Source organism: Polyangium jinanense, from assembly GCF_028435365.1.
Genome location: NZ_JAGTJJ010000032.1, coordinates 98,849 through 115,704, shown reverse-complemented (window position 1 = coordinate 115,704; position 16,856 = coordinate 98,849). Strand labels below are relative to the sequence as shown.

The window sequence follows — 16,856 nt, the reverse complement described above, 5'->3', positions numbered from 1 at the left end:
CTGGCGACGACCCTGCCTGCCAAGACCGCGGCGCTGACGGCTCAACGGGCAACGTGCCCGTCACCAGCGTGAAACGCACCTTCCTGGTCTTGCCACCGGCCTGTTGGAAGAACTGCGCATCGCGCAGTTCTTCCACGAACGGTCCAGGGCTTGCCCTGGTTCGGGTCGAGGGGCGAACAGCCCCCGCGGGGCCCGGGGCGGCGCCCCGGCGCGGCGGCCCCAAGAAGAGACCCAGGCTCAGCGCCATGCCATAAGGTGCACCGCCGCGGCTCACTCATAACGGGCTCACCTTTGGCCAGGCGAGCTCGACGCCATTTCGGAGCAGCAACGTCTGGAGCTCCTCGCGCAGCGATTTCCGGGCGTGCACCTCTCGCGGGAGCACGCGGCGCTCGAGGCAAAACGTCGCGAGGAGCCCCGCTGCCTCGCCCACGCTCCACTCGACCGGGTGGACACGGAAGGCACCGTTGGTGATATGGGTCGTCCCCAGGTTCTTGCCTCCTGGCAACAAGTTTTCCATACGCACCGGAATGAGCGCGCCCAGCGGAATCTGAAACGGCCAGCAGCCAAGGTCGAGGTAACCCGCGCCTCCGACGCGCGGGTGCAAATCGATGCGGTAGCAACCAATCCCGACGCTGTCGTCGAAGATCGCGGGGCCATCGGGGCGAAGCGGATACGCGATGTGCTGCTCGAGCACCGTGAACTCCGCGCGGATCCGGCGGGATTCGCGAATGTACGGCGCCGGCGCGAGGCCGTCCGCGGTGCCGCCGACCACGTCCGCGCGGAGGCGCAACCCGCGGTATCCGACGCCGCCATCGGGTCGGGGGGCCTCGGTCTGTAGCCAGTAGAGGAGGCTCAAGCTGAGCTGCCGCGCGGCGTCCTCGTTCCGCGCGGCTTCCGCCGCGTCGACGCCGCAGACGGGCCCGAGCCAGTAATCGTTCTGGGGCCAGTTCACGATGGTGACGTCGCTCCGCGCGAAGCCCGGCTCGAAGATGTCCTTGTCGAGGATACGCCGGAAGGTCCACCACGGGTGACCGTCGTCCGCGGCGAACAGGCCCCGCCTCAGCGGCTCGAGGGTCTCGGGGCGAACGGTCGTCCAATCGAGCAGGCGGCCTGGCCAGCTCTGTGGCTCGTACGCGCGCCAGAAATCGTATTGACGGGGTTTGTCGATGGTATGGTCTTCCCCGGGGAGGTGCTCCATCGCGAAGCACACCGTGATCGCTTGCTGGGCCCTCGGGTCCGCCGCCTCGGCGGCGTGCGGCTCCCCCGTCTCCCCGCGGGACTCTTGCCCGAGGACGTGTTCCACGCCCGCGAGGGCCAAGAGCTCGCCGTGGGGCGTGGCGTCGATGAAGTAATCGGCCTCGAGGAGGACGTCGCGCCCCGACTCCCGCCCTCGGACCACGACGCCGGTCACCCGGTCGCCATGCGTCCACGCCGAGATCGGCCGGTGGAGGCGAAGCTCGAAGAGGCTGCCGTTGAGCCGGTACGGCGCGATCATCTCGTGCAGCACGGCGACCGCGATGCGCGGATCGTGGCAGAGGCGGCTGACCCATCCATTCCCCGGGTTCAGGGTGGGAAGGGCCTTGGCCGCCGCGGAGAGTGGTACATTCCTGCGATAATATTGCCGGATCCCGTCGCGCAGCGCGCGGTAGCTCCGGTTTGCCCCATGTTCCTCGATCCACGGGTGTTCGTCGGGAGGAACGGCCTGGTTCGTCAATTGACCGCCGAGCCAGCGCGTCTCCTCGGTCAGCACGACACGGAGGCCCATTCGAGCCGCCGCGAGCGCCGCGGCGCAGGCGCCGAGTCCTCCGCCGATGATGGCCACGTCGGTCCGGATCACGTCCATGTCACGCCGCCTCGCGTTCGCGTTGCGCCGTGAGGATGTCGACGACCATCCGATTCGTCTCCCTCGCGCGATCCTTGAGGGCCGGGAGCAAGCGGCGGATCTTGGCGCGCGTCTCGTTACGCGTATCCCACGAACGGTCGAGCCTCGCGATGAGCTGGCCGGCGCTGATGCTGCCGAGCGGCGGGGTCTCCATTTCGAGGTCCTCGATGAACCCCTTCACCTTGGAGGCATAAGGCAGCGCGACGAAAGGGATCTCGCGGAGCGCCGAGAAGATCAAGAAGTGGAGGCGCATCCCCACCGTGAACTCGAGGTGGCCGACGAAATTGAGGATCTGCTGCGGCGTGTACGAGCGCCGCAGGACCTCGGCGCGCTCGGCGTTTTTCATGTGGGCGACGACGGCGTGGCTGTGCTGCACGTCCGTCCTTTCCATCGACACGAACACGACGTCCGCGTCGAGCCGCTCGATGACGAAGTCGGCCGCGTTCGCGAGCAGCGAATAATATTCGTCGGGGTCGATGTCGGGCGCCGCGGGCCCCGGCTCCCGGACGGAGAAGCCGACCAGGTGCCGTTCGAACTCGACGCCCTCCGCCTTGATGGCCTCGATGGGCAAGGGCTCCTCGCGCAGGAGCAGCGCTGGATCGGCGGTGAGGTGAATCTCGCGATCCACGCCGACGTCCTCGAGCAGGCGGCGCGCTTGCTTGTCACGGACGGTGACGACCGTCGCCGCGTTCAGGGCCGTCCGCACGGCTTGTCGTGCGCTCGGATCCACGAGCGGTCCGGCGCTCACGGCATAAACGACGACGGGGACGCCGAGCTCTTTCGCGATGAGCACCTCTCTCAGGTACGTCGCGGCATCACGATCGTAGAGAATGCCGCCGCCGCCGAGGATGAAGAGGTCGAGCCGTCCGACCTCGGCAGCGGATTCCTTGCGCGTGAGGCTGCGGACGGGTACGGCGCGGTCGACATCGTGCCTCCGTTCCGTGTCCTGGGGATTGAGGGAGAATACGGTGATCTCCGCGGGAACCGACGCTCGTAATTGCGTGATGATACCATCGAGGATGGCTTCGTCGCCGAGGTTCATGCCTCCGTACGAGCCGGAGATCCCGATGCGGTAGGGGTGGTTCGCCCGCTCCATTCATTCCTCCATTCGCGCGGTACCCGAGATGGGCCTGGGGCTGCGATGGCGAATGTCCAGCAGACGATACGGTCAGGCGGTGGGCAAGAGCGGCAGCTCGACCTGGAACGTCGAGCCCTGGCCGACCTCGCTCGACACGGAAATTCGCCCGCCGTGCGCCTCGACGATGGTGCGGGTGATGTAGAGGCCGAGCCCGAGCCCCCCGTAGTGGCGCGAAGATACGCCGCGGTGAAATCGCTGGAAGAGGTGCGCCTGCACCTCGTCCGGAATCCCGATCCCGTGGTCCGTCACCGAGAGTCGCGCGAGCTGCCCATCGATGCCGATCGTGATTTCGATGGGTTTTTCTTTCCCGAACTTGATGGCATTCGTGAGCAGGTTCGTCACGACCTGCTCCAGCCGGTACGGGTCCCATGGGCCGACGACCGGCTGATCCGCGCGCACGGTGAGCGTGCTGCCGGATTGCGCGATCTGATCGCCAAGGTGGGCGGCGACCTCCTGCACGAGCGCGCGCAGATCGACGAGCGTCGGGTTTAGCTCGAGCCTTCCCGCCTGGATCCGAGTGACGTCGAGCAGCGCATCGACGAGGCTGGCGAGGCGCTTGATCTGGCGCCCGGAGAGGGTGACCGCGGAGCGCACGCGCTCGACGTCCATGCCCCGCGAGAGCCGTTGCTCCAGCGATTGAATGGCGAGCTGCAGGCTGGTGAGCGGGGTGCGGAGCTCGTGGGAGGCGATGGAAAGGAATTCGTCCCGCACGCGGACCGCCTCCTCCGCCGCGGCGCGCGCGCCCCGCTCGTCGAGCAGGAGGCGATCACGCTGCAATTCGGCGTGCACGCGCGCGGTGACGTCGCGGAAGCTCCAGACACGCCCGACCACGCGCTCGCCGAGGCGCTGCGGCTGCGAATAACGCTCGAAGACCCGACCGTCCGCGAAAGGAAGCACATCGACGCTGCTCTCCTCGGGCGAGGAATAGAGGGCGTGGACCTTTTGCTCGAACGGTCCGGGTTCGAGGAGCTCATGGCGGACGAACGAACGGAACACGTCGTCCGACCCGCTGGCGAGGACGTCGTCGGGGAGGCGCCACATTTCCACGAACCTGCGGTTGTGGCGCACGACGTGCCGCCCGCAGTCGACGACGAGGATGCCGTCCGCCGTCGATTCGAGCGTGGCCTCGAGGAGCGAGTAAGAATGGCGCAGCCCCTCCTCGGCGCGCTTGCGGGAGGTGACATCGGTCGCGATGCCGCAAATGCCGTACGTTTTCCCGGCGAGATCGCGGAGCGGGAACTTGATGCACATATAGGTGCGCATCTCGCCTTGGTCCAGCGCCGACTCGTCGAACTCGATGGCCCGGTTCTCCCGCACGACGAGGAGATCATGGGCGCGATACTGATCGGCGAACTCGCGCGGGAAGAGCTCGTGGTTGGTCTTGCCGAGGATGTCCTCGTGGCGCATGTGGAGGAGCTCCTCGAGGCAGCGGTTGGCGAATACGAAGCGGCCCTCCAGGTCCTTGGCGAAGATGAGGGCGCTCGTATTGTCCACGATGGACTGGAGGAGCTCCTGGCTCTCTCGAACGGATTCCTCCGCGCGCCGTCGCACCGCGTTCTCCTGCTGCAGATCCGCATAGAGGCGCGCATTTTCGATGGAAATGGCCGCCTGGGCCGAGAGCAGCCGGATCACCTCGACGCGCGCGGGGGTGAACGCCGAGCGGGTGAGATCGTTCTCGAGGTAGATCACGCCGGCGAGGCGGCCCTTGTAGACAATGGGCGCGGCGAGCAAGGAGCGAGGCCGTCCACTCGTGAGCCAAGGCTCACGCGCGAACGGCCCGTCGCTCGGGCGGTCGTCGAGAACGATGGTCTCCCCCGTGCGCGCCACGTACGTCACGACGCCGGCGGGCAGGTCCGCGCGGCCCTCGAGGGGCGTCGCGCCGAGCGCGTGGACGGGCGCCTCCCCGATGCGGTGCTCGGCCTCGACGACGAGCCGTCCGTCGCGCAGGAGCAAAAGGACGCAGCGCCGCGCGCCGGTGTTCTCGATCAGGATGCGCATGAGCGCGTCGAGCAGTCGGTCGAGGACGATCTCGCCCGAAATGGCCTGGGAAGCCTTGAGCACCGAGGCGATGTCGAGCACGGCGCCTGCAGGTACGGCGGCCCCCGGGCCCCTCGCACCGCGGAGGATCTCGCCAGGGACGAGGTCCGGGTAGGAACGTTCGAGGCGCCGCATCACCTCGGTCGCGCCCCATTGGCCGTAGACCCTGTGCGCCTCGGTAAAGTAGGCGCGGGCGATGGTGGTCTTGCCGAGCGCATGGAACGAGAAGCCCGCGAGCTCGTTGGCGAGCGCCTCGTCCTGGAGGTAGCCGCCGCGCTGCGCGAGGGCGATGGCCTCGTCGTATCGATCGCCGGCGCCGCGCGCGTCGCCGCGGGCGCGCGTGAGCTCGGCGAGCAGGAGGACGCACCGATGCGCGAGGTTCTCCGGGCATAGGTCGGCCCAGCGGGAGAGCTTGCTCGCGTAGGCCTCGGCGGTTGCGAGGAAGTGCGCGCGCTCGTCGCTGGAGACGACATCCGACGCTCGCGCGAGCGCGAGGCCACCATAAAAATGCAAGGCCGGGTTGCCGTGCCAGCTCTCGACGCCCGAGAGCGCGGGGTTCGTCCGAAGCGCGATGCGCGCGGCCTCCTCGAACGCGCCCTGAAAGACGCAAAGGACCACAGCGTAAAAATGGGCGATGTAGAGCGAGGCCTGGTTGCCGATGCGGCGCGCCTCCGAGATGACCTCGTCGATGTCCACGAAGGGGCCCACGAGCGTCGTGGGTCGCTCGGTCTCGACCGAGAGGTTGTGCGCGAGTTGCCCCACCGCTCCGCCGATCCACGTGATGGCGTTGAACTGATCGAGCTTGCGCACCCGATGGAAGCTGTCCACCTCGGCGAGGAGATCGGGGAGCGGGAGGCCTCGGAGGAAGCTGTTCGTGAGGAGGTCGATCGTGTTGTAGAACGACCAGATGTAATGGCCGGTCTCAAGCCCCGCATGGATCCCCGCGAGGAGCGTCTCCCGGCAGGCCACGTAGCTCTCGCGCCAGTGCTGGACGCACGCGCCCCACATGTTGCAGAACATGGCCTCGCTCTGTTTGTCGCGGGAGCGCCGGACGAGGTCGCGGGCGACGCGGCCGAAGCGGTAGCCGAGCTCGATGTCGCCGCGGCCGCAGAGAAACGCCCCCAAGTTGATGCAGCCGTAGATCGCGTGTGACGACAAGCCGTGGCGAAAGGTGGTCTCGAGGCTCTTGGCGACGGTGATGCCGAGCTGGTTGAGGCTCAAGAACCAGCACGGCGCGAAGAGCTCCTGGAGCACGTCCTGCAGCGCGCGGATCTCGGGATCCACGAGCGGCGGGAGGTCGGGCAGCGCCTCCAGCGAGCGCTCCCGGACGAGGGCCATGGTCGTGCGGAGCTGCGCGTCGAGCGTCGCGTCGTCGGGGAATGGAGGCAGGTCGATCCCGAAGCCACGAAGGGCCGAGAGCCCCTCCGTGAGCACGGCCGGCAGGTCGTTTTTCAGCACCTGCACGTTCATCTTGAGCCTGAGCACCTCGGTGCGATCGAGCCTCCCCTCCGTGTGCTCGACGCAACGCTCCAGCTCGGCGAGGCCCTCGTCGTGCCGGCCGCAAAGCGCGAGCATGAGGCCCCGCTTTTTCGCGTACGCGAGGCGCAGGGCATGGTTTGACGTCCAAGCGTCGGGCGGCAGGCGCGGGAGGCCCTGCTCGAGGTAATGCAGGGCCGAGCAGAACGCGGCCGATTCCTCGGCGCGGATCGCGGCGTCGAGGTTCATGCGCGCGAGGCGCAGGCGTTCGGCGCCGTCCGTGAGGAGGTCGCCCGCGGCGTTCAAGTGGCCGACGACGTCGAAGAGGTTCTGGCTGTCCGCGAGATCGATGTGCCCCGCGAGATGCCGGCCGATGCGGAGGCGGTAAGCAGCCCGATCCCCCTCGGGGATCATCGCGTACGCGCTCTCCTGGATCTTGTCGTGGGCGAAGCGGTAGCCGCTCCGATCGGCGAGGAGCAACCCTTCCTCGACCGCGCATTCGAGGCGGAAAACCGCCTCCTCCGGCGAGCAAGCGAGCAAGGAGGCGAGCACGTCGAGGTCGAAGCGACTCCCAATCGCCGCGGCGATTCGCAGCGCCTCCTGGGTCCGCGCCGGCAGCCGCTCGATGGTGCGCACCATGAGGTCGACGACGTTTTCCGAGTACGCGAGCGCTTCGATCTTCGCGAGATCCCACCGCCAGCCCGCGTCGAACGTGTACGTGAGCACGCCGTGGTCGTGGAGGGATTGAACCAAACGTTTGACGAAGAACGGGTTGCCTCCGGTTTTCTTGAGCACCACGTCGGCGAGCGGGCCGGTGTCCTCGCGCCCGAGGCAATCGCCCAGCATGGCGAGCAGATGGCGCCGCCCGAGCGGGGCGAGGACGATGCGCTGCACCGAGAGCCCTCCGCGCTCGAGCTCCCCGAGCTCCATCATGAACGGGTGCGCGGGCGATATCTCGTTGTCGCGATAGGCGCCGCAGAAGAAGAGCGCCTCGAGCGAGTCGTCGGCGAGGAGCGTGCGGAGCAGGCCGAGGCTCGCGCCATCGATCCACTGCAGGTCGTCGAGGAAAAGAACGAGCGGGTGCTCGTGCCGCGCGAACACCGACACGAACAACGAAAAACACCGGTTCAGGCGGTTCTGCGCTTCGAGGGGGCCGAGCGTCGGGACCTCGGGCTGCGGGCCGATCACATGGGACAAGGAAGGGATGACGTCGCAGATGACCTGCCCGTTCTGTCCGAGCGCATCGAGCAGCGCGGTCCGCCACGTCCGGATGCGCGCCTCGCTTTCGACGAGGATCTGCCGCACGAGGGCGTCGAATGCCTGGATGAACCCGCTATAGGGCGTTGCGCGGTGGAACGGGTCGTGTTTGCCGCTCGTGAAGTAGCCCTTCTTCCGCGCGAGCGGTTTCAGGATCTCCTGCACGAGCGAGGACTTGCCGATCCCGGAGTAGCCGGACACGAGCACGATTTCCCGGCTCCCCGCGAGCGCGCGTTCGAATGCGGAGGTGAGCGCCTGGATGTCGTGCTCGCGGCCGTAGAGCTTCTGGTGGATCCGGAGGAGGTCGGCGCGGTCGTGTTGCCCTGGCACGAAAGGCGCGAGCTCGCCGCCGCTCTGCAGAGCCTCGCGGCAGTGATGGAGGTCGAAGAGCAAGCCTTCGGCGCTCTGGTAGCGGTCCTCGGCGTTTTTCTCGAGCAGCTTGAGCACGACACCGGAGACCGCCTCGGGGATGGCCGGATCGAGGACCGAGGGCGGCGCGGGCGCGACGGCGAGGTGCGCGTGGATGATCTGCATCGGATCGACGCCTTCGAAGGGCGGGCGACCGGTGAGCGCCTGATAGAGAATGGTCCCGAGCGCATAGAGGTCGGTCCGGTAATCGACGCCTCGGTTCATCCGGCCCGTCTGCTCGGGGGAGACGTAGGGCAGCACCTCGACGAGCACCACGGGTGCGTAGAGAAGCTCGTGCGCGCGGGTGATCTCGGCGTCGGCGCCGAGACCGGTGATCTTGACCGCACAGCCCTCGCCGACGAGCACGTTCCGCGGGCGGAGATCGCGGTGGACGAGCCCCGCGGCGTGCATCGCGGCGAGGCCTTCGGCGAGCGCGACCGCGAGATCGAGCGCCTCGCCCACGGGCATTTTGCGCGAGGGGCGCGCGGCGAGGGTCTGGGCGAGGTCGCGGCCCGGGACGTCTTCGAGCACGACGATCAGCGCGCCGGCGCGCTCCTCGACGCCTCGGATCGCGACGAGGCGCGACGAGGTGATGCGGGCGAGGCGCTCGTACTGCTGCTTGAAACGCGCGATTTCGACCGTGCGCGCACCCTCGGGGCGCAGGACCTTGAGCAGGACGGCCGTGTCGCCTTCGCGCCGCGCGCGATAGAGGGTGAAGTAGTCGGTTTCCTCGGTCTTCTCGGCGAGCGCGTAGCCTGTATCGGCCATCATGGAAAACCTCGCTCGACTGCCAGGCGCGGGCGCGAGCGATCCGTTTATGCCACAGGGCCGAGGCCACGATCCATCGTTGACGGTCATCCCTATCCGGTGAAACCAGCGTGGCGTGACGAACCTGCCTCCCCGCCGCCGACGCACCCCAAGAGCGCCTGCTCTGCTGGGTTCTCGTGGAGGAACCGAACGCTCATCTCGGCTGAGCATTGGCGCCGCGCCGGGGCGCGGCCCCGGACCCCGCGGGGGCTGTTCGCCCCTCGACCCGAACCAGCGCAAGCGCTGGACCTTCAGGGAAGAACTGCGCGGTGCGCAGTTCTTCCACGGGCCGGTGGCAAGACCATGGCCGGCGTTGACCATCGAAATGGCAGCGCGGCTGTTTTGGTTGGCGAGGGCGTTCCTCGGCCTGTTCGATGAACTGCGCATCGCGCAGTTCATCGAACCCGGGTCCAGCGCTTGCGCAGGCCCCGGGTGCAGGGGCGGATAGCCCCTGCTGGGGCCTGGGGCAACGCCCCAGCGAAACGCCGCCCAGAGGAGACGACGCCGCGCATTCACACGCCCTGGCAGCGCGCTGCGTATTTCGATGCCGATATCGTCGCCGCCCAGAAGAAGAAGAGCGATCTCGTCGCGTTCATGCGGACGCTGTAGGTTTTCCCCTCGCGTCCGTCTCGGCCGGGTCCTCCTCGGCCGGCCCTGCCATTCCGTCGACCATCACCGGATCGCTCTGCTCGGCGAGGTGCGGCTTGCCCTCCATGTCGATGTAGTGGCCGCTGCGCTTCGCCTTCGTTTCGAGGTAAAACTTGTTGTACTCGTTCGGCGGAATCACGTGCGGGATCCTACCTGCCACCTTCACGCCGTACTGCTCGAGCTGGCTTATCTTGTTCGGGTTGTTCGTGATGAGCCGGACCGACTTCACCGTGAGGCTCCGCAGCATGTGCGCCGCCACCGCGTAGTCGCGCTCGTCGTCGCGGAAGCCGAGCGCGATGTTCGCCTCCACCGTGTCGAGGCCCTGATCCTGCAGGCCGTACGCCCGGATCTTGTTGATGAGCCCGATCCCGCGTCCCTCCTGGCGCAGGTACAGCAAGATGCCGCGCTCCATCGACTGGATGCGCCGCAGGCCTTCGAGGAGCTGATCACGACAATCACAACGGAGCGAGCCGAGCACGTCGCCCGTCAGGCACTCCGAGTGCAGGCGCGTGGGCACCTCCTCGCCGCCCATCACGTCGCCGTGCACCATGGCCACGTGCTCCTTGGCGTCGCGGTTGTTCCAGAAGGCCACGATCTTGAAGCGACCGACCCGCGTCGGCAGATCCGCGACGCCCACTACCCGCACGCAGACCCCCGCAGGGCCGTAGCCGTCGCACTCGTGGACCCTGTCCCGCTCGACGAGATCGAGCAAGCCACCGCGTCCGGCGTTCGTCATCGACCTTTCTCTCCTCCCGCCATCCGCCTTGCGAGTAGCAGGCCCAGGGGCCGATGCCAAAAATCTTGGCCGAAGGGCGCCGCTCGATCGATAGCCACCCGTGGTGTTTCCGATCCGCGCACTCCTCGCCCCGGCCGCGCTCGCGTCCGTCCTCCTCGTCGGCTCGCCCGACGCCGAGGCCGCGTCGCTCGGCCTCCACCGCATCCGTGTCACGCCCGAGGCCGCCTACGGCGCCGTGGGTGGTCAGGCCAAACCCGTGCGCCTGACGCTCGATCCACGCCTGCAACGCGAGGCCGAGCGGCTGCTCGCGCGCTCGGGCGCCCCCGAGGCCGCGATCGTCGCCTCGGACGTGCGCACCGGGCGCATCCTCGTATGGGCGAGCCGCGGCGACCGCGACTTCGTGGCCGAGCCGTACGCTCCGAGCGCGAGCCTCTTCAAGATCGTCACGGCGGCCGCGCTACTCGACGGCGGCCACGCGAACGAAGGCACGGAGGCGTGCTGGTCGGGCGGCGAGCACGACATCACGGCGGCCGACCTCGATCGGCGCGGTGGCAGCGCTTGTACGCCGTTCGGCGAGGCCCTCGGCAAGAGCATCAACATGGTCTTCGCGCGTATGGCGAAGCGGCACCTCGACCCGGACGATCTGCGTCGCATGGCCTCTGCGCTCGGGTTTGCCGGCGACGTGCCGATCGACGTCCCCGCCCAAACCGGGCGCGTCGACATCCCCGCCGATCCGTTTGGCATGGCCCGCGCCGCGGCCGGGTTCTGGAATGGAAAACTCTCGCCGCTCGGCGCCCTCTTCGCGATGCAGACCATCGCCAACGGCGGCGAGCGCGTGCGGCTCGTGCTCAAGGATCCCGGCGTGCCCGTCGCCCGCGTCGTCGAGCGCCGCGCCCTCGATCCGCGCGTCGCGCGCACGCTCAATCGCATGCTCCAGGTCACCACGAAGCGCGGCACGTGCGTAAAGGCGTTCCGTCACGCCGATGGGACGCGCGCTTTGCCCGGCATGGCCGTGGCCGCGAAGACCGGCACGCTCGTCGGCAAGAAGCCTGCGCGCATGTTCTCGTGGTTCGCCTCCTTCGCGCCCGCCGACAAACCCGAGATCGCCGTGGCCGTCATGCTGGCGAACGACATCACCTGGCGTACCAAGGCGAACGTCGTCGGCCGTGATCTGCTCGAAGCCTACTTCGCGGGCAGCCGCGACGAACGACGCGCGCGCTGAGGGGGTGCTGCCACAGCGTCGCGCCGGGGTTTCACCCCGGGCCCGACCAGGGGCTCTTCGCCCCTGGACCCGAACCAGGGCGCAGCCCTGGACCTAGGGTGCAAAGGCCGCGGTGCGGTCGATGCAAGGGGTGGGCGCCTTCGGCGTGCCCGGACGAAGTCACGGTAGGGGGCGTCGCGGCGGAGCTTGTGACGTCGTTTACAGTTTTAGGCTACGGGGCGTAGGGCGCGGGACCGGAGCCTCGGGCAAACGATCGTCCAAAAAGGACCTCGGGGCCTCTGTCCGGGCATCGTCTCGCGGGCGCGGGGGCGCTAGACTCGTGCCGCGTGCAGGCAAGTCAACTCCCCCTCTCGCACGAGGCCACGGCCCTCGCCGTCTCCGCCGACGGCAAGCGACTCGCGGCGTCGGCGATCGGCAACGGACGCACGGTCGTCTACGATCTGCGTGTCGGCCGAGCGCTCTTCCGGTTCGGCGTGGGCGCGACGGGGCTCGCTCTCTCGCCCGACGGCGGGCGCCTCGTCACGGCGTGGTCGGACGACGCGCGCGTGCCGCCGAGCGCAGCCCGTTCCGCCCTCGACGCGCGCGTGGAGGCCGACGAGCCGGCGCACACGGTGCAGGTCTTCGAGCTCGTCTCCGGTCGACGGTTGACGCCCGAGCCGTGGCGCGGCGAAGCGCCGATCGCACTCTCGCCAGACGGCAAGCTGCTCGCGGTCACGGCCGATCGCCTCACGAGCGCGGTGCTCGTCTACCGCCTCGCCGACGGCGCGCTTCTGTACGAGCTCGCGTATCCGCATCGGCGCAGGCTGCGCAGCCTCGCGTGGAGCCCCGACGGTCGCCTGCTCACGGCGGCCACGGGCGTGACGCCGGTCGTGCACTGGTCGGTGGATGATTTTCAGGAAGTGCGGCCCGAGGGCGTGCGTGAGAACGACGCGGCGGTGGCGTTCTCGCCCGATGGAAAGCTCGTCGCGGTGGCGGGGCCGGACAGCCGGATTCGCCTGTTCGAGCCGGGCCACGAGGGCGAGCCGCGCGCGGTGCTCTCGGTGAAGAATGGCCTCAACTTGCTGCGCGGCGTCGCGGCGCTCGAGTTCTCGCCGGACGGCGCGCTCGTCACCGCGCTCGGTCGAACGCGCGCCACGCAGGTCTTCAGCGTGCCGCTCGCGCGCCCGCTCTGGACGGCGAGCCCGGGCCCGATGGCGTTTTTGCCGAACGGCAAAACCGTGGCCGCGTGGTGGTGCGGCGCCGTGTGGCTGCGTGACGCCGAGAGCGGTGATCTGCGCGTGTCCACGGCCGACGACGCCGGCGACGACACGCCCACGAACGGTGGTCCGGTGAGCCGCACGGTGACGCTGCGCAGCCGCGAGTTCGAGGGTCGGATCCCGACGCCCCCGCAGACGCTGCGGGTCGTGCCCTCGGCGCAGAGCGGCGCGGAGGTCGCGGCGTCGAGCGCGGCGGCGGCGCTCCTCGCGCGGCTGTCGACGGGCTGGGTCGAGTCGAGTTACCGCACGGCGGCGCACCTGCTCGCGCGTGATGCCGATGGCCTCGGCGTGCGCCTGCCGCTGCGCGGCGGATATGCGTACGTGCAGATCCGGACGAACGAGGAGCGGTATCGTATCCTCGTGAGCGTCACCGCGGACGAGCCCGATCAAGATCCCCCGCCCTCGTCGAGCCTCGCGCGCCTCTCGCGCTGGATTCGCGATCGCCTGAGCGCGGAGGCGCGCCGGGTCGCCGCGGCCGATCGCGAGTGGGTCGCGGAGATCGCGCCGGGCGCGGGCGAGGGGGACGTCCAGGTCGAGCGTGGTCCTGGCTCGCTCACCATCACGCTCGATCACGTGCCCCTGCCCTCGCTCGATGATCTCGAGGCCTTGATCCACGCGGCCGAGCTGAAGCTCGAGCCCTGAGCCGAAAGCCGCGCGTTGAAGAAGCCGCCGCCCGTCACCGAGTTCGTGCGATTTCCCATCACCGCCGGCGTGGCGATGCTCGCCATGTTCGTCACGGTCCTCGACGCGGCGGGTCGATCGATCCAGCAGCTCGTGATGAGCGTGCGCGCGTTCGAGGGCGAGCCGTGGCGGCTCGTCACGAGCGCCTTGCCGCATGCCGACGCGCTGCACCTCATCTTCAACGTCGCCTGGCTCTGGACGCTCGGGACGATGCTCGAGGAGCGCTTCGGATCGTTCCGCCTGCTCGGCCTCGTGCTGCTCTTCGCCGCGGGATCCGCGGCGGCCGAGTACGCGACGTTCATCGGCGGGATCGGCCTGTCCGGCGTGGTGTACGGGCTCTTTGGCCTCGCGTGGGTGCTCGATCGCGCGGACGCACGCATGCGTGGCACCGTGAACGCGCGCGCGACGCAGCTCTTCGTTGGCTGGTTTTTCCTTTGTATTGCAACGACCGTCTTCGACGTCTGGCGCGTCGCGAACGTGGCGCACGGCGTGGGCGCACTGCTCGGCGTGCTCACGGGGCTCGTGATCACGGGGGGCTTGCGCGTCGCGCAACGCAGCGCTCCGGTGCGCGCATCGGCGGGGGTCGCGATCTTGCTCGTCCTCGCGGCATCGGGCGCGGGCGCGACCGTGCTCCGGCCGCGCGTCAACTTCTCGAAGGACGCAGGTGCGGAGAGCGTGCGCCTCGGCAACGAGGCCTTCGACGCGGAGAACTACGACGAGGCCATCGCCCGATACCGAAGGGCGGTCGAGCTGAGCCCGAAGAGTGAGATCGCCTGGTACAATCTCGGCCTCGCGCACGGGCGAAAGGGCGAGCTCGACGACGCCGCGCGCGCTTATACGCAGGCCGTCGCGCTCGCGCCCGAGGACGGTGGGATCCGGCGGATCCTCGAGGAAACCGAGCGTCTCCGTGCACGCGCGGCGGAGTTCCCTTTCGACGAAGACGTCGAGCTCGAGCACGACGCGGGGCCTTGAACGGCCCTTCTCCGCGCGCTCCATCGCCCCTACACTCGTTCCTTCCGGAGGCCGCCCCTTGAAGACCGTCGAGTTCTTTTTCGACTTCTCGTCCCCCTACAGCTACCTCGCCGCCACGCAGCTCCCGGCGATCGCGGCGCGCACCGGCGCGACGCTCGTGTATCGCCCCTTCGTGCTCTTCGCCGTCTTCAAGGCTGCGGGTAACGACATGCCCGCCAAGATCCCCACGAAGGGCGCGTACCTCTTCAAGGACCTCGAGCGCTGGGCGCGGCACTACGGCGTGCCCTTCCGCTTCTCCAGCCACTTTCCCTCGAACACGATCAAGGCCATGCGTTTGGTCCACGTCGCCGCGGATCAAGGCAAGGCCGAGGCTTTCGCGCAGGCCGCCTTCCGCGCGATGTGGGCCGAGGATCGGGACATCGCGAGCCCCGAGACGCTCGCCGATCTCGCGCGCGGCGCGGGCCTCGATCCCGAGGCCGCGCTCGCCGCGATCGAAACGCCCGCGATCAAGGATCGCCTCCGGACGGGCACCGACGAGGCGATCGCGCGCGGCGCGTTCGGCGCGCCCGCGATCTTCGTCGGGGACGAGCTCTTCTGGGGCAACGATCGGCTCCACTTCGTCGAGGAAGCGCTGAAGGGCTGATGGCGCTTCGTCCTTTCGAACGGCTGCCGTACGAAGAGCTCCCCGCGCTGCCGCGCATCCCGCACGGCTACCACCGCGCCGAGGCGCGCCGCGTGCTGGTCTCGTCGCGTATCTTCGGCGACGTCGGCGTGCATGTCCGCGTCGTGGGACAGGGACCGCCGCTCCTGCTCGTGCACGGGCTCATGACGTCGAGCTACTCGTTCCGGTACGTGCTCGAGCCACTCGGCCGGCACTTCCGTGTCTTCGCGCCCGATCTGCCCGGCTCTGGCCGCTCGGACAAGCCGACCCGCGCGGATTTTTCGCCGCGGAGCTTCGGGACGTTCCTCGCCGAGCTGCAGCAAGCGCTCGGCATCCGTGGCTCGGCCATCATGGGCAACTCCCTCGGCGGGTACGTCGCGATGCACCTCGCGCTCCAGGATCCGGCCGCCGTCTCGCGCCTCGTGGTGAACCACGCGCCGGGCACGCCAGATCGGCGCTACGTGGCGCTCAGAGCCCTGCTCTCGACCGCCGCGGGACGCGCGCTTCTGCGTTACCTCGTGCAACGCGACCCGCGTCGCTGGGTGTACCGGAACGTCCATTACCACGACGAACGGCTCAAATCGCGCGAGGAGCTCGACGAGTACGGCGCGCCGCTCGCCACGGACGCGGGGCTTGCCTGCTTCACGAAATCGCTGCACGAGACCCTCGCGCCCGCGGGCTTCCACGCCTTCGTCGACGAACTCGGCCGCGAGCCCTTCCCCGTGCCGCTGCTCTTCGTTTATGCCCGCAAGGATCCGGTGGTGCCGCCGCGCGTCGGGGAAGCCCTCCACCGCCTCGCGCGGGGCTCCGAGCTTCGTTACCTCGACGGCACGTCGCATTTCTCCCACGTCGACTCGCCCGATCGGATGGTCGAGACCGTCCTGCCCTTCCTGCGCGCCGACGAAGCCCGCGAGCCCGCGGGGGCCTCTCTCGGCGGCTGACCTCGAGCCGATTCGCCATTCCCCGGGCGGGGCCATGCCGGCTCTCCGCGCGAAAAACCGTGTACGCTCCTCCCCGTGCGCTTCGTTTGCGTACCAACCATGCGAAGGTGAAGGGAGGCATTCGGATGAAATCGTCGTGGTCTTTGGGGGGGTTCGTCGTTTTGAGCGTGTCGGTCGGGATCGCCGGCTGCGGCAGTGAGGTAAACGGCGGCGGCGGTGGCGGCTCCGGCGGCTCCGGCGCGGGCAGCACCGCGTCGAGCGGCGGCTCCGGGGGCACGGGCGGCACGGGCGGAGGAATGGGCGGCGCGGGCGGCTCCGGCGGCGCGGGCGGCGGCATGATGGCGGGCTCGGGAGGCGCCGGCGGGGGAATGGGCGGCGCGGGCGGCGGCAATTATGCGAGCTGTGAAGAATGCACGGCCGACACGGGCGCACCCGCGAACGAGTGTCAGGCCGAGTTCGACGCCTGCATGGCCTGGAAGACGTGTGTCAGCATCTACCACTGCCAGCATACCGCCACCCCGAACGGCCCTGGCCCTTGCGACACCACCCAGGCCGGGGCCTGTTGCACGTGGTTTTGCCAGGAGATGGGCCTCGACATGGAGGGGATCACGCGTTTCCGGGCGCTCGACAATTGCATTCATTGCAAGACCTGCGCGGGGGTCTGCGAAACGACGGATACGTACTGTCCCGTCTTCGACCCGGGCGGCAGCTCGGCCTGCATTCCCTGAATTGAT

At 69.0% G+C, this 16,856-nt stretch carries 10 protein-coding genes; 6 read left to right on the top strand and 4 right to left on the bottom strand.

Going from position 1 to position 16,856, the window contains the following annotated elements; translation table 11 throughout:
* Window positions 1-274: 274 nt before the first annotated feature.
* The 4 genes from KEG57_RS35800 to ribA all read right to left on the bottom strand — a co-directional run bounded on the left by KEG57_RS35800 (window position 275) and on the right by ribA (window position 10,389).
* Window positions 275-1,843, bottom strand: a complete 1,569-nt coding sequence (locus KEG57_RS35800) for an FAD-dependent oxidoreductase (protein WP_272459265.1) — start codon at window positions 1,841-1,843, stop codon at window positions 275-277.
* 1 nt (window position 1,844) lies between these two features.
* Window positions 1,845-2,978: a polysaccharide pyruvyl transferase family protein gene (locus KEG57_RS35795; RefSeq protein WP_272428310.1), complete on the bottom strand. Its 1,134-nt coding sequence runs from the start codon at window positions 2,976-2,978 to the stop codon at window positions 1,845-1,847.
* 72 nt (window positions 2,979-3,050) lie between these two features.
* Window positions 3,051-8,969 (bottom strand): AAA family ATPase, encoded by a 5,919-nt coding sequence (locus tag KEG57_RS35790; protein ID WP_272428311.1) that lies wholly within the window; start codon window positions 8,967-8,969, stop codon window positions 3,051-3,053.
* Between the two features lie 628 nt (window positions 8,970-9,597).
* Window positions 9,598-10,389, bottom strand: coding sequence for a GTP cyclohydrolase II (ribA, locus tag KEG57_RS35785; protein WP_272428312.1), 792 nt, complete (start codon window positions 10,387-10,389; stop codon window positions 9,598-9,600).
* Window positions 10,390-10,489: 100 nt separating this feature from the next.
* Here ribA and KEG57_RS35780 point away from each other — a divergent pair, with 100 nt between their 5' ends.
* The 6 genes from KEG57_RS35780 (at window position 10,490) to KEG57_RS35755 (ending at window position 16,850) form a co-directional block, all read left to right on the top strand.
* Entirely contained in the window at window positions 10,490-11,611 is a 1,122-nt protein-coding gene (locus tag KEG57_RS35780; protein ID WP_272428313.1) for a penicillin-binding transpeptidase domain-containing protein, read from the top strand.
* A 326-nt stretch (window positions 11,612-11,937) separates the two neighbouring features.
* Window positions 11,938-13,509: a WD40 repeat domain-containing protein gene (locus KEG57_RS35775; protein WP_272428314.1), complete on the top strand. Its 1,572-nt coding sequence runs from the start codon at window positions 11,938-11,940 to the stop codon at window positions 13,507-13,509.
* A 15-nt stretch (window positions 13,510-13,524) separates the two neighbouring features.
* Window positions 13,525-14,520: a rhomboid family intramembrane serine protease gene (locus KEG57_RS35770; RefSeq protein WP_272459264.1), complete on the top strand. Its 996-nt coding sequence runs from the start codon at window positions 13,525-13,527 to the stop codon at window positions 14,518-14,520.
* 58 nt (window positions 14,521-14,578) lie between these two features.
* Complete coding sequence (locus tag KEG57_RS35765; protein WP_272428316.1) at window positions 14,579-15,163, top strand: 2-hydroxychromene-2-carboxylate isomerase; 585 nt, start codon at window positions 14,579-14,581, stop codon at window positions 15,161-15,163.
* Window positions 15,163-16,122 carry an alpha/beta fold hydrolase gene (locus KEG57_RS35760; protein ID WP_272428317.1) on the top strand — a complete coding sequence of 320 codons (960 nt, stop codon included), beginning with the start codon at window positions 15,163-15,165 and terminating at the stop codon, window positions 16,120-16,122. The genes KEG57_RS35765 and KEG57_RS35760 overlap by 1 nt, the downstream gene beginning before the upstream one ends.
* A gap of 125 nt (window positions 16,123-16,247) precedes the next feature.
* Window positions 16,248-16,850 carry a hypothetical protein gene (locus KEG57_RS35755; RefSeq protein WP_272428318.1) on the top strand — a complete coding sequence of 201 codons (603 nt, stop codon included), beginning with the start codon at window positions 16,248-16,250 and terminating at the stop codon, window positions 16,848-16,850.
* Window positions 16,851-16,856 lie beyond the last annotated feature (6 nt).